Source organism: Pseudomonas sp. NFACC14, assembly GCF_900106885.1.
Taxonomy (GTDB): domain Bacteria; phylum Pseudomonadota; class Gammaproteobacteria; order Pseudomonadales; family Pseudomonadaceae; genus Aquipseudomonas; species Aquipseudomonas fluorescens_AA.
Map to the genome: position 1 here is coordinate 332,242 of NZ_FNOA01000004.1, position 13,150 is coordinate 345,391.

A 13,150-nucleotide genomic window follows, 5' to 3' on the forward strand; every position below is an offset into this window, starting at 1 on the left:
GGCGCAGAAAGGAGGGACTGGCCGGGGGCGGAAACGGGTTTCAGGCTACCGGGATCGACGGGTCGGCGGCGGCCAGGGCGGTTGCGCGATCAGCCGCGGGCGGGTAGATCCACACCGTGTTGATCCGGGTCTTGAGCTCCTTGGCTTCCTGCCCGACCAACTTGAGCTGGCGATCCCAGCCTTCGGTGTACACCGCGCCCCAGGCACCCAGGTCCAGGCAGGTCACATACTTGGGTTGGCTGTAGGCCATCGGCGCGACGCCCAGCAAGTCGGCCGCAACGTTGTTGCCGGCATAGCGGCCCAGGGCGATGGCGTGCTGGCAGGACATCACCGCATAGTTGCCCAGTGAGTCGGTGGCGGCGTAGGCCACGTCACCGCTGGCGAATATGTCGTTCTGGCCCAGGACTTTCAGGTTGGCATCGACGTGCAGGCGACCCTGGCGATCGCGGGTGGCGGGTACCTGCTGGGTCAACGGACTGGCGCGGAACCCCACGGTCCAGATCACGGTATGGGACTCGATACGCTGGCCGCTCGACAGGGTGACACCCCTGGCGTCCACCGATTCGACCGAGGCGTTGAGGATCCACTCGATACCCAGGTGCTCGGACGCTTCGACAATGGATGGACGTATGCCGTCGCCCAACGCTGCGCCAATCTGCGGCCCGCGATCCACCACGATGACCCGGATGTCCGCGTCCTCGCCGAGGACCGCGCGCAGGCGTGCGGGCATTTCGGTGGCGGTTTCGATCCCGGTAAAGCCGCCACCGGCCACCACGACGGTGTTACGGGCCGGGCTGTCCGGCAGATTTTTCAGCGACTTGATATGGGCTTCGAGACGGGTAGCCTGTTCGATTTCATCAACGTCGAAGGCATGCTCGATCATGCCTTCAAGTTCGGGACGAACCAACTGGCTGCCTGCCGCGAGCACCAGTCGGTCATAGCCCAGGGTGCCCTGGGTACCGAACACATCCACATAGCCCACCCGTTTGTTGTCGACATCGATACTGCTCGCCGAGCCTTGTACGAATTTCACGCCCACCGCGTCGAACAGACTATCCAGCGGCGCAGCCATGGTGTGGACGTCCGGCTCGTAGAAACGAGGACGAATGCGCAGTTCAGCCTGGGGGGCCAGGACACTGATCTCCACGTCATGACGACCGTGTCGGTCCAGCAGCCGGGCCGCGCTCAATGCGCTCCAGACCCCGCCGAAACCTGCGCCGACGACCAGAATACGTTGTTTCATGATGAGCTCCCGAAGACAAAATCGTTGAATGGTTCAACTGTTTCAGCGTGACCGTGTCGCGAAGTACTCCAAAATCGCCTGGCTGCAATGAGTTGCCATCGAGCACATTCAGTTTCGGTTCGCTGTAGGGAAGCTTATTGGCAGGACCTGTGGTTAACACTTCTACATAAGGTCATCGCGCCTATGCCTGGGTAGGAGGGATCTATACGAAGGTATGAGGGCGCGACGCAGTCAAGCAGACCGGGCAAGTACCGCTTCGATGCAGGCGATCAATTCGGCGCAGTCGAAGGGTTTCGGGAAAAACGCCACCGGCTCGGGCGTACCGGCGCTGACACGGGGGGGCACGCCAGGGTATCCGGTGATGAAGATGATCGGAGGATGAATGCCCAGGGTCGACAATCGATCGTACATCTGGATGCCCGTCATGCCAGGCATTTGAATATCCGATATCAGGCACGCTGTGTTTTCAAGTTCGCAGGAAGATAAGAAATCCAAGGCGCTGGCGTATGTTTTAACCCGATATCCGTGGGAACGTAACAAACCATCCAATGCAATTCGAACTGACTCATCGTCATCAATGATTGAAATGATTGCAGTGCTGGACATGTCGATACCTGGAGTTTGATATCAGGTAGCCATAAAGGCGCCCGTGTCACTGCAAGATACGCTGTCCAATGGCCCCGCCAAGTATACGTGTGTATGAACTTTCAACTGCTCGCCGCGCCATTCCCCCGCCCCGAAGATACCGATGGTGGGCCCGGTTATGTCGAGCGGAGGAATCTCACTGGAATGCTTAAATCGTTGCCCGCAATTCACGTGGCGACAGGCCATAGCGTGAGCGAAAGCGCACCGCAAAACGTGAGGCCGAGGCGTAACCGCAGGCTCCGGCAATTTCACCGATGGGACGAGACGTCGTTTGCAACCATTGCAATGCCGTCGCCAGTCGAACGCCCTCCAGGATGCTCCTGAAACTGTCCCCTTCATTCGCCAGTTGGCGGCGCAACGTCGACTCACCCAGGTTAAGTTGCTGTGCAACGCTCGCAACCGTCCAGTCTCTCTCCGGGCTGCCCATCACCATCTGTTGCACACGTTCGCAAATGGGATCGTTGCGACCCATCAGCAGAGGGCCGATCTGGCCACCAAGGCACAGGCTCAGAAGAACCGCTTCCCCATAGAGCGTGCGTAACGCGCCCGGCGCGTTCCCATTGATAGAGGCCAACAGCTGATTCCATGCCTGTGTCGTGTGCTTGTCCAGAGGGATGCATAGATCGGTCTTCAGTGCACCGCGACGGCTGATGATCTGTTGGCTGTATCGGCTGCTGAAGTTACGCAGTGTCGAGAGGGGAAAGGTGATCGCATCGGCGATGTAGTGGCCGTGAGGGCCGGGGAAGTTCGAGATACCAAGCTCGCGTCCGGCCGGCATCAGAATCAGATGTTGTGGCCCCGCGCGCATCTCCCGATCATCCCATTGCAACAGTTTTTCCCCCTGTCGCACTCGACACAGGGTGGTTACGAACACCGGTACCCTTGATAAGGTAAGGGGCTGTCGCGCCTGTATGACACACGCATCGATAATGTTTTCCCGGTGCTGTATGCCGTCACAAGGGCGCATCGTTTTTAACGTCCGTAAGTTGAAGTGATCGTCGCTTTGGCCAGGACATTGGCATTGAGCATGTACCCAACCAAGGCGCCACTGGCCTCGCCGTCGAGGGGTAGCTTATCGACTTTCAATGCCCATACGGTGAATTGATAGCGATGGGGTTTATCCCCTACAGGTGGGCAAGCCCCGCCAAATCCTGGCTGGCCATAATCGGTTCGCCCTTGTACTGCACCGGCAGGCAGGTTCGCTCCCACTCCGCTTGGCAAGCTATGGGTAGAAGTGGGCAGGTTAACCACCGTCCAATGCCACCAACCGCTCCCAGTCGGCGCATCGGGATCGTAGACCGTGATCGCGTAGCTTTTGGTTCCTGCGGGGGCGTTTGTCCAGGAAAGTTCAGGGGACGTGTTGCCACCTTCGCAACCGAAGCCCTGGAACACTTCGCGACTGGTCAGCGGACGGTTGTCGGCAATATCCCGGCTGGTCAGTGAGAAGTCGGCAGCGTATCCACTGAATGCTGCTGCCAGGGTAAGTGCAGGCAGGATTGATCTGATTTTCATCGTGATTCCATCCGGGTCTTGAGTGAAATTCGAGTCTAAGTTGAACAAAGAGTGGTTACTGTGCCGAAACGCTCGGACAAAGTGCCGAAATGCTCGATTGACTATCGGCCTGTGTCAGCCAGGCGCCATTCCAGCACCTGGGCCATGCGTACCAGATCGGCAAACGAGGGTGCGCACATCTTGCGCATGGCCTGGCCACGGTGAATCTTGACCGTGATTTCACTCAAGCCCAGTTCCCCGGCGATCTGCTTGTTCATCAGGCCTGACACCGCCAGTGCCATGACCTGCTGCTCCCGGGGCGTCAATGTGGCGTAGCGGCCAAGCACTTGCTGATGGCCACGTTCGGCGTCGCGCCGCTGGCGGTCCTGGTGATGGGCGGCAGTCACCGCGTCGATCAGGTCTTGTTCGCGCAACGGTTTGGCGAGGAAATCCACGGCACCGGCCTTCATCGCTCGCACGGTCATGGCGATGTCACCGTGACCGGTCATGAACACAATCGGCAGTCGAATGTTGGCGGCGGCCAGCTCCCGCTGGCAATCCAGGCCGCTGGTGCCTTGCAGGCGTACATCCAGGACCAGGCAACTGGGCTGGTCGGGCCTGGGATGGTTCATGAACTGCGCAACCGAACCGAACAGATGGACCTGCAAGCCGATGGAGCGCAGCAGACTGCCGAGGGATTGGCACAGCGGTGCGTCGTCATCAACGATATAGACGATGGGGGCGTTGTCGATGATCGGGCTTGAGGACTGTCTGGAGGTCATAGTCCGCTCCCCGACAGAGCGGTGCCGGTGAGCCGCGGCAGCGCGAACCTGAACGAGGTGCCCTGGCCGGCCTCGCTGGTTGCCCAGATCCTGCCGTCATGGAAGTCGATGATGGACCGGCAGATGGACAGGCCCATGCCCAGGCCGTTTTCCTTGGTGGTGAAAAACGCATTGAACAAGGACGGCAGGTCCTCGGGGGCAATGCCGGTTCCGTGGTCAGTCACCTCCAGCAGCACTTCGTCACTCTCCGTCCAGGTGCGTATATGCAGGGTTCGTGCGTATACCCTGACCCCGTCCATGGCATGACAGGCATTGATGATCAGGTTGATGATCACTTGCTGCAGTTGCACCCGGTCTGCGCTGACCTGGTCGTTTGGCGCTGCCAGGTCCACCTTGGCCCGGACTTTATGATGAGCCAGTTGCTGCTGGACCAGGTTCAGGGTCTCGCGGACGATGTCGTCCAGTCGCTCGGGCTGGCGCAACGGGTCGCACTTGCGCGACAGCGCCCTGATACCGCTGATGACCTCGCTGGCGCGACAGCCGTTGGCGACGATTCGGTCGAGGCAATCCAGGGCTTCCCCGAGATCGGGTTCCGGGCGTTTGAGCCAGCGGCGACAGGCCTCGCCGCTGCTGGTGATGGCCGTCAGTGGCTGGTTGACCTCATGGGCAATGGACGCGGCCATTTCCCCCAGGGAGGTCAAGCGAGTGACATGGGCCAGTTGGCTCTGGGCGCGAAACAATGCTTCTTCGGCCTGCTTGCTGGCCGTCACGTCCATGAGTGCGCCGAGATACTGGAAACGGCCATGCTGGACGAGCAGGGGGCTGGCGATCATGTGGATGTGCTTGATGCGCCCATCAGGCATCAGCAGCCGCAGCTTGACCTCGATCTGCGGTTCGCCAGCGATGGCCTGCTGGAAAACCCCGCGTGCCAACTCCAGGTCTTCAGGATGGGTGCGCTCCAGCATCATCGACACTGTTGGCGTCTTGCTGGGCGGGTACTCGAAAATCCGTGCCGATTCCTCCGACCAGGACAACGTTTGTCGATCACCGCGAAAGCCCATGCTGCCGGTCTGGCTCAGGCGCTGGGCGCCGGTCAGGTAAGCCTCGTTGTGCCGCAGGCTGTCGGAAGCCTGCTTGCTGCGCAGGGCCAGGAAAGCAATGGCGGACAGTGCGGTCAGGCAGCGGAAGAAGCCGGTGGTCGATTCCCAGCGGTGATAGCCGCCGTTGAACAGGAACATCGCGGTGAGCAAGCCCATGCACATCAGCGCGACGGTGATCACCAGATTGATGGAGAACAGGTTGGCCGCCATCAACAGCAAGGTGATGTACAGCAGGGTTGGCGCCAGGTCGGAATGGGTTTGGGAGTTGATGATGACAATGCCGCAGGCCACCACCAGGCCCACCGCCCAGCCGAGGGCGTTCACCAGTGGGTGGGTGCTGATTCCCATCGACGGCCGAGGCCCGCTCTGGCTTGGGCTGTATCGAAGGCTGTCATAGACGTTCTTGAGCATCGCGGAGGGTAGGGGCACGCTGGCAGACCTTTGGTTTTTTACGTGGTCTCGCTCTGGGATGTCGGGGCGACAGAGCATCGGTTCGTATCTTAGAAGCGCCGCTTTGCCTGAGGTAGGACATAAAACCCTGAAATCCCGCCAAGCGGTGCCAAAGAGAGGGGACCGCTGCGCGGCCCGGCGGGAGCAAGCTCCCTCGCCACTTCTGCCGTCGGCCCCAATCCAGGCGAGTAGCCTGACGGACAGTTGCGCAAGGGTTTCGCACTCAGCGAGAAAACCGGCTGCGATACTCCCGGGGGGATATCGAGAGATGGCGCTGAAATGTGTGGCGCATTCGTTCCTCGTCACCGAAACCGCAGGATCGGGCGATCTGGTCGATGTTGCGCGGGGAGTCTTCGAGCATTCGACGCGCCGCTTCAAGGCGGAACATCTCGATGGCTTTGGCCGGGGTCCGGCCGGTCTGGCGTTTATAGACACGGGCAAAATTGCGCGGGCTCATCCTGGCCTGCCGGGCCAGCCGTTCGACGGTGAGGTCGTTGTCGTCCAGGTGCTGGGAAATCCACACGTGCAGTTCATCGAAGCCGGCGCTCTCTTGCATCTGCAATTGCAACAGTTGGCTGAACTGCGCCTGCCCGCCGGGGCGCTTGAGAAACACCACCAGCTCACGGGCCACCTGCAAGGCCACATCGCGACCACAGTCGGCTTCGACCAATGCCAGGGCCATGTCGATGCCGGCGCTGACACCGGCCGAGGTCCACACGTTGCCCTGCTGGACGAAGATCGCATCGAGGTCCACCTCAACCGACGGGAAACCGCTCTTGAGCATCTCGCACATGGCCCAATGGGTGGCGGCACGGCGTCCGTCCAGCAAGCCGGCCTGGGCCATGAGGAAGGTGCCGCTGCACACCGATGCGGTGCGCCTGGCCTGGACCGAGGCCTTGCGCAGCCAGTGCACCAGGTCGACACAGTCGATCATCGCCTGCCGAATGTCCGGTGCGCCGGGGACGATCAGCGTGTCGATGAGTGTCCCGTCGAGCTCATGCAGGGCACGGGTGTCCACGACCAGGCCTTCGGCGCTTTGCATCAACCCGCCGGCCAGGCTCGCGGTGTGCATGGCGTAGCCGGGCAGGCCGCGCTCGGTCATGGCTTTGGTGGCGGCCCAGAACACGGTCTGGGCCCCGGTCAGGTCCAGCAAACCCATCTGCGGGTAAGCCAGGAATACCAGGGTGCGCGGCTGGGAAACGGACTCGGCGGCGATGCCGATATCCAGGCTCATCTCGTTCATGTTCGCTTCGCGCTGGTGTTCGTCAGGGGAGGTCTGCAAGGTTATCAAGGGAACGTGCCCATGAGGGCGATTCATGGGCTCGGATGCCGGACATTTAGGTGCTATTGATATGCTATTAAGGTATTTAAATTAATATTCTTATAGCTTTAAAGTCGTAGTCTTCAGTCTTTCACCTACTGTGAGGTTCACCAGACCATGGCTTTCAAGCGTCCTGCGCTCACCTTGTTGGTTTCCCTGGCGGCCACCGCGCTGCTCAATCCCTTGGCCCACGCCGAGGGCAAGATCAGCATCGCCCAGCAATTCGGTATCGGCTACCTGATCCTGGATGTGGTGCGTGACCAGCAGCTCATCGAGAAGCATGGCAAGGCCCAGGGCCTGGATATCAAAGTGGACTGGAACAGCATTTCCGGCGCGACGGCGATGAACGAAGCCTTGCTGACCGGCGCCCTGGATGTGGTGTCGGCAGGCGTTCCACCGATGCTGACGATCTGGGATCGGACCCGCGGCAAGCAGAACGTCAAGGCCATCGCCTCGCTGGGGTCGATGCCCAACTACCTGCTGACCAACAACCCGAACGTGAAGAGCCTCAAGGACTTCACCGACAAGGACCGGATCGCTGTCCCGGCCGCAGGGGTCGGATTCCAGTCGCGCACGTTGCAGATCGAAACCGCCAAGGTGTTCGGCAACGATCACTTCAAGAAATTCGACGACATCTCGGTCAGCCTTCCGCACCCGGATGCGACGGCGGCGCTGATCGCCGGCCAGTCGGAGATCAATTCGCACTTCTCCAGCCCACCGTTCCAGTACCAGGCCCTGCAAAGCCCCAACGTGCACAAGGTGCTCAGTTCCTATGATGTGCTGGGCGGGCCGGCGACGTTCAACGTGCTCTACACCACGGAAAAATTCCACGACGAAAACCCCAAGACCTACAAGGCGTTCTACGATGCCCTGGTGGAGGCGCAGGGCATCATCAAGGCCGACAAGCCGGCCGCTGCCCAGACCTACATCCGCGTAGAACAGTCCAAGTTGCCGCTGGCGCTGGTGGAAAAAATCGTCACCGACCCCGAAATCGACTTCACCGTCGTTCCGCAACGCACCTACATCTATGCCGAAAAACTGCATGAACTGGGCGTGTTGAAAAACAAGGCCGACAGCTGGAAGGACTATTTCTTCGAAGAGGCCCATGCCGACGCCGGCAGCTGAATCCGGGCCGGTTATCCGTTTTTGGCACAATTGCACGACCGCTCCACGGGGCGGAATGGAACTTGCCTGAGCTTTGACCCATAAGCCCTGGAATCATCAAAGGTCGGGTCAATGAACAATGACAACATGGCGCAGCCAGCGGTCTCGTCGGATGGGTTGCCGATGCTGCCGATCAATCGGTTTCGTACCACGGACATCGACGAGCACGCCCGCAACATGGGGGGCTGGCAGGTTTGCTATGACCAGTTGACCCCCGGTCGCTTCGACGGCGAGTTGATCGAGTTCCGCTCGGATTGGATGCAGTTGGTGCGCGACCGCTCTAATCAGGCCCTGACCAAGCAAGGCATGGCCTGGGAGGGCGCCATCACCTTCAGCGTGCCACTGAGTGCGGATGGGCCGGTCTTTTGCTCCGGGCACCCGATTGTCGAACCCAGCCTATTGGTCGCCCATGGGCATAACCTGCCTGAGTTGCGCACGCCCCAGCATCTGGATCTGCTCGGTGTCGCCATCGACGAGCAGGCGTTGGAGCATGTGCTGGAGCGGCAAGGCAGTCGCTTTCGAATTACCGATCTTCCCAAGTGTTACCGTCTTGGCAACTCGACGCTGCCCGCCGAGCTTGCGGCGTTGTTCGATGAGCTTGAAGGGGGCGAGCAGGGGCGTGATTCGTTGCTGGGGTACGAGTCGATTCGCCGGGGCCTGCGTGACACGGTGATGCTGCACATACTGGAACTGGTGGCGCCGGACGAGGCGCCGCCGCTCAGTCCCACGGCGCGCAAACGCATGGTCGACCGCGCCCGGGAGTACGCCCTGGCCCATGTCGATGAGCCGCTGTCGATCCTCGACCTGTGCAACCACATCGGTGCCAGCCGACGCAAACTGCAGTATTGCTTCCAAGAGACCCTGGGCATCAATCCGGTGGCTTATCTGCGGGCGTTGCGCCTCAATGCGGTGCGCCGTGAGCTGCGCAATGGCGATCAGGGGCTGGGGGTGCAGGAGGTGGCGGCACGCTGGGGGTTCTGGCATTTGAGCCGGTTTTCCAGTGATTACCGGACCCTGTTTGGTGAAACCCCGTCACACACCTTGCGTCGCACGCATCTGTGCTGAAAACGGATAACGGCTGACCGACCGGCTCCCTAGGATGACCCCAACACCACATGGTCGGAGGGGCATTCGATGTACCAAAACAAAAAAACAAACGTCTGGCACTGTACGTGGTTGACCCTGGGGCTGATCGGTGCCTGCACCGCTGCCCATGGCACCGAAAACGGCGCGCCGACCACGGCGGTCGGGGTCTATGATTTCGGCGCGGGCATGATGCCGCCGGCCACGCCCTTTGGCACCGTCGGCCTGCGTACTGCGTTCTATTCGGCCAACGTGCAGAAGGATCGCCACGGCAAGTCCGTGGACAACAATTTCTCCCTGGATGTCTTGTCCATCGGCGTCGCCTACATGCGCATGACCGATTACACCGTGCTGGGCGCCAAGTATGGCTTCGGTGCCGTCGTACCGTTCTTCCAGATGGACGCGTCGCTACAGGTGCAGACTCCTGTCGGCCCACTGAACCTGGAGGCCGATCCGTTTCGCATGGCCGACATGCAGGTGCTGCCGGTGATCCTGCAGTGGACCCTTTCGCCGAACCTGTTCGTCAATGCCCAGTTCCAGATCCAGGCGCCCACCGGCGACTACGACCAGGATCGCTTGATCTCGCCGGGTCTCAACCACTGGACCTTTTCGCCGATCCTCAACGCCACATACATCTCCGACAGCGGCTTCGAGGTGTCTTCGAGCTTTGAAGCCGACATCAACACCCGCAACCACGCCACCGACTACAAGAACGGCGTCGAGTACCGTCACGAATTTGCCGTGGGCCAGCACGTCGGGCCATGGACCTTGGGCGTGGGCGGGTACTACTACCGTCAGTTCACCGATGATGACGCGCCGGGGCTGGAAACCGGCAATCGCGCCCGGGTGCTGGCCGTCGGGCCGGCGGTGAGCTACTTCAAACCCGGCATTCCACCGGTGTGGCTGCATGTCTACAAGGAGCTCGATGCGCGCAACCGCGCCGAGGGCTATACCGCGGCGCTGCGTATTTCCCACAGTTTCTAAAAGGGGCTCGTCATGAACCAATCAAGTTCCGTTTCAACGGCGGCCATCCCGTCGCGCCAGGCCAGTTGGCGCGAAGGCGGGGTGCTGATGCTGGGCAGCAGCCTGACGATCATGGGCGCGGTGATGGTCACGCCGATCCTGCCCCGGTTGGGTGCCGAATTCGGTCCCTTGGAACCGCGCGGCGATCTGTTGGTGCCGTTGGCGATTACCGGTCCGGCCCTGGCGATTGCCGTGTGCGCGCCGTTGGCTGGCTGGTTGGCCGACCGGGTTGGACGCAAGGCTTTGCTGGTGATTGCCACGGTGCTCTACGCCTTGCTCGGCGCCTTGCCGGCCCTGCTCGATAACCTGCCTTCGATTGTCGGTGTGCGGCTGTTGTTCGGGTGCACGGAGGCGGCGGTGATGACCTGCTGCGCGACGCTGATCGCCGACTATTGGCAGGGCGAGGAGCGACTGCGCTACGTCAACCGGCAGGTGGTGACGATCGGCCTGGTGGGGGCGCTGTTTTTCGTGGTGGGCGGTGTGCTCGGGGAGCACTCGTGGCGTGCGCCATTCCTGTTGTATCTGCTGCCACTGCTGCTGGTGCCGGCCATGATGAAAGTGCTCTGGGAACCGCCGGTGGCGAAGCGGCAGAAGATCGAGCAGCACGTCGATGAGTCGGCTGCGGCGAAGGTCGCCGTACTACCACTGCTGGTCGGCTACCTGATGATCCTGGGCGGCATGGTCCTGACGTTCATCATGCCGATCCAGGCGCCGACGCTGTTGGTCAGCTTGGGCATCACCTCCAGCACGATGATCGGCCTGGCGGCGGGACTGAGCCTGTTGGCGACCTTGGGTGGTTCGCTGATGTGGCCGTTGCTGCGCCGTCGCTTCGGCATCGCCGGTTGCAACGCATTGTTGCTCGGCCTGATGGGCGTGGGGCTGTGGTTACTGATGCGCGGGCAAAGCTACAACGCTGTGCTGGTGGCGGTGTTCATCCAGGGCCTGGGGGCCGGGTTGCTGGTGCCCAACGTGATGGCGCCGGTGATGAATGCCTTGACCGCCAGCACCCGCGGCCGGGGCTTGGGCGGGTTTACCTCGTGCCTGTACATCGGCCAATTCGTCAGTCCACTGGTGGTGGCGTTGGTGGTTGTCTTCGCCGGTGACCTGCGTCACGCCATTCAGTGGCTGGCCCTGGCCAGTTTTGCCTTGGCACTGCCCTGGGTCATTGCCGGCCTGCGCGCACGGGGCCAGGGGCAGGCGAGCACCGTCGGATCACATCAATCGTCGTGACATAAGGAATCTGAAACATGGGTATGCAAGACATCCACCATCTGATGGACAGTGAAGACGCCACGGCGCTGGCCGAGTGGGTCAGGCGTGGCGAAGTCCAGCCCGGCGAACTGCTGGAAACCGCTATCGAACGCCTGGAGCGGGTCGAGCCGCAGCTCAATGCGGTGGCCGAGCGGCTGTACGATTCGGCCCGGCAAGTAGCGCGCACGCCACAAGTTGGCCAAGGCCTGCTCGCCGGTGTGCCGACCTTGATCAAAGACCTGTTTTCGCCGGTCCACGGCGCGGCGATGACCAACGGCTCTCGCGCACTGGGCGACTTTCGGGCGGATTTCGAATCGGAAGTCGTGACGCGCCTGCGCCGTGCCGGATGCCAAGTGATGGGCACCAGCACTTCGCCGGAGTTCGGCACGTCGTACTCCACCGAGTCCGCGCGCTTTGGTGCTACCCGCAATCCTTGGAGCAGCGAGCACAGCGCCGGTGGTTCCAGTGGCGGCGCGGCGGCGTTGGTGGCGGCCCGCGTGGTGCCGTTCGCCCATGGCAACGACGGCGGCGGTTCATTGCGAGTGCCGGCGTCTTGCTGTGGTGTGTTCGGGTTCAAGCCCAGCCGTGGCCTGATGCCGTCGGGGCCGATAGTGGGCGAGGGCTGGGCGGGCATGGGCACGCCCCATGCGATTACCTTGTCGGTGCGTGACAGTGCGGCGTTGCTGGACGCCACCGCCGGCATGGACCTGGGCGCGCCCTATGCCGCGCCGATCCAGGCGTTGCCGTATGCGATGGCGGTGCAAGCCGATCCCAAGCCGCTGCGCATTGCCCTGGTCGAACAGCTCGGCCCTTGGCCCACCACGCCGCAAAGTCTCCAGGCCGTGGGCGAGGCGGCCCGGTTGTGCGAGGCCCTGGGGCATCGTGTCGAACCGGTGAGCCTGCCGGTGGGGTTGCTGGAGTTTCTCGACCACGTGTTCACCATCATTGGCGCCAGCTCTCGTCACTATGTCGACCTGCTGGGCCAGATGCGTGGGTTTGCCGTGCAGGCCGAAGAACTGGAGGTGCGCACCCGGATCATCTTGCGGGACAAGGGCAACGTCAGCGGCGCTCAATATGCCGCGGCGGTGGAATGGATTCATGCCCTCGGCCGGCAGTTGGCGGTGTTCATGCAGGATTACGACGTGATCCTGACCCCGGTCCTGACTCGCGAGCCGGTGCTGATTGGCGAGCTGGACCTGCAGGATGTGTGCATGAGCCTGGATCAACTGATCGAGCGCTACCACAGCTATTCGCCATTCACCGCGCTGTTCAATGCCAGCGGCCAGCCGGCGATGTCAGTACCGTTGTCCTGGAGTGCCTATGGGTTGCCGATGGGGGCGCACTTTGCCGGACGCTTTGGCGAGGAAAATACCTTGCTGGCCCTGGCCGCCCAACTGGAACGCGCCCAACCCTGGCGCGGCCGCGTCCCAGCGGTCAACGCCTGCCAGCGGTGAAACTGTGGTGGTCGCGGATGCCTTGGACGACTCGGAAAAACTGTGGGAGCGAGCTTGCTCGCGAAGGCGTTGGGTCAGTCGGCATCATCATTGCTGACGCTCCGCTATCGCGAGCAAGCTCAGCTCCCACAAGGGATTGCGGG

General features: G+C 61.8%; 12 protein-coding genes. 5 read left to right on the forward strand and 7 right to left on the reverse strand.

All coding sequences use genetic code 11. The features are described 5' to 3' along the window. Positions 1-40 precede the first annotated feature (40 nt). The 7 genes from BLU85_RS10040 to BLU85_RS10070 all read right to left on the reverse strand — a co-directional run bounded on the left by BLU85_RS10040 (position 41) and on the right by BLU85_RS10070 (position 6,945). A complete protein-coding gene (locus BLU85_RS10040; protein WP_092198520.1) occupies positions 41-1,243 on the reverse strand; it encodes an NAD(P)/FAD-dependent oxidoreductase in 1,203 nt (400 codons plus the stop codon). Positions 1,244-1,474: 231 nt separating this feature from the next. Beyond that, positions 1,475-1,849, reverse strand: a complete 375-nt coding sequence (locus BLU85_RS10045; RefSeq protein WP_092198523.1) for a response regulator transcription factor — start codon at positions 1,847-1,849, stop codon at positions 1,475-1,477. 187 nt (positions 1,850-2,036) lie between these two features. Next, positions 2,037-2,855: a helix-turn-helix transcriptional regulator gene (locus BLU85_RS10050; RefSeq protein ID WP_092198526.1), complete on the reverse strand. Its 819-nt coding sequence runs from the start codon at positions 2,853-2,855 to the stop codon at positions 2,037-2,039. A gap of 5 nt (positions 2,856-2,860) precedes the next feature. Continuing rightward, a complete protein-coding gene (locus BLU85_RS10055) occupies positions 2,861-3,400 on the reverse strand; it encodes a kinase inhibitor (protein ID WP_092198529.1) in 540 nt (179 codons plus the stop codon). 101 nt (positions 3,401-3,501) lie between these two features. Then, on the reverse strand, positions 3,502-4,161 hold the full coding sequence (locus BLU85_RS10060) for a response regulator transcription factor (RefSeq protein WP_092198532.1): 660 nt from the start codon (positions 4,159-4,161) through the stop codon (positions 3,502-3,504). Further along, the gene (locus BLU85_RS10065; protein ID WP_092198535.1) at positions 4,158-5,609 is read right to left on the reverse strand and encodes a sensor histidine kinase; all 1,452 of its coding nucleotides are present in this window, start codon (positions 5,607-5,609) and stop codon (positions 4,158-4,160) included. Before BLU85_RS10065 ends, BLU85_RS10060 begins: the two co-directional genes overlap by 4 nt. A 325-nt stretch (positions 5,610-5,934) precedes the next feature. Further along, complete coding sequence (locus tag BLU85_RS10070; protein ID WP_092198566.1) at positions 5,935-6,945, reverse strand: GlxA family transcriptional regulator; 1,011 nt, start codon at positions 6,943-6,945, stop codon at positions 5,935-5,937. Positions 6,946-7,149: 204 nt separating this feature from the next. Here BLU85_RS10070 and BLU85_RS10075 point away from each other — a divergent pair, with 204 nt between their 5' ends. The 5 genes from BLU85_RS10075 (at position 7,150) to BLU85_RS10095 (ending at position 13,007) form a co-directional block, all read left to right on the forward strand. Continuing rightward, entirely contained in the window at positions 7,150-8,157 is a 1,008-nt protein-coding gene (locus tag BLU85_RS10075) for an ABC transporter substrate-binding protein (RefSeq protein WP_092141298.1), read from the forward strand. 111 nt (positions 8,158-8,268) lie between these two features. Then, on the forward strand, positions 8,269-9,261 hold the full coding sequence (locus BLU85_RS10080; protein WP_092198538.1) for a helix-turn-helix domain-containing protein: 993 nt from the start codon (positions 8,269-8,271) through the stop codon (positions 9,259-9,261). 69 nt (positions 9,262-9,330) lie between these two features. Further along, positions 9,331-10,263: a SphA family protein gene (locus BLU85_RS10085; RefSeq protein WP_092198541.1), complete on the forward strand. Its 933-nt coding sequence runs from the start codon at positions 9,331-9,333 to the stop codon at positions 10,261-10,263. A gap of 12 nt (positions 10,264-10,275) precedes the next feature. After that, positions 10,276-11,532, forward strand: coding sequence for an MFS transporter (locus BLU85_RS10090; RefSeq protein ID WP_092198544.1), 1,257 nt, complete (start codon positions 10,276-10,278; stop codon positions 11,530-11,532). Between the two features lie 17 nt (positions 11,533-11,549). Beyond that, entirely contained in the window at positions 11,550-13,007 is a 1,458-nt protein-coding gene (locus BLU85_RS10095) for an amidase (protein ID WP_092198547.1), read from the forward strand. Positions 13,008-13,150 lie beyond the last annotated feature (143 nt).

Bases quoted from the DNA above. Each gene is read 5' to 3' on its own strand.
- BLU85_RS10065 (WP_092198535.1), bottom strand. From the start codon at position 5,609: ATGGGAATCAGCACCCACCCACTGGTGAACGCCCTCGGCTGGGCGGTG.
- BLU85_RS10040 (WP_092198520.1), bottom strand. From the start codon at position 1,243: ATGAAACAACGTATTCTGGTCGTCGGCGCAGGTTTCGGCGGGGTCTGG.
- BLU85_RS10060 (WP_092198532.1), bottom strand. From the start codon at position 4,161: ATGACCTCCAGACAGTCCTCAAGCCCGATCATCGACAACGCCCCCATC.
- BLU85_RS10070 (WP_092198566.1), bottom strand. From the start codon at position 6,945: ATGAGCCTGGATATCGGCATCGCCGCCGAGTCCGTTTCCCAGCCGCGC.
- BLU85_RS10055 (WP_092198529.1), bottom strand. From the start codon at position 3,400: ATGAAAATCAGATCAATCCTGCCTGCACTTACCCTGGCAGCAGCATTC.
- BLU85_RS10095 (WP_092198547.1), top strand. From the start codon at position 11,550: ATGGGTATGCAAGACATCCACCATCTGATGGACAGTGAAGACGCCACG.
- BLU85_RS10090 (WP_092198544.1), top strand. From the start codon at position 10,276: ATGAACCAATCAAGTTCCGTTTCAACGGCGGCCATCCCGTCGCGCCAG.
- BLU85_RS10050 (WP_092198526.1), bottom strand. From the start codon at position 2,855: ATGCGCCCTTGTGACGGCATACAGCACCGGGAAAACATTATCGATGCG.
- BLU85_RS10045 (WP_092198523.1), bottom strand. From the start codon at position 1,849: ATGTCCAGCACTGCAATCATTTCAATCATTGATGACGATGAGTCAGTT.
- BLU85_RS10085 (WP_092198541.1), top strand. From the start codon at position 9,331: ATGTACCAAAACAAAAAAACAAACGTCTGGCACTGTACGTGGTTGACC.
- BLU85_RS10080 (WP_092198538.1), top strand. From the start codon at position 8,269: ATGAACAATGACAACATGGCGCAGCCAGCGGTCTCGTCGGATGGGTTG.
- BLU85_RS10075 (WP_092141298.1), top strand. From the start codon at position 7,150: ATGGCTTTCAAGCGTCCTGCGCTCACCTTGTTGGTTTCCCTGGCGGCC.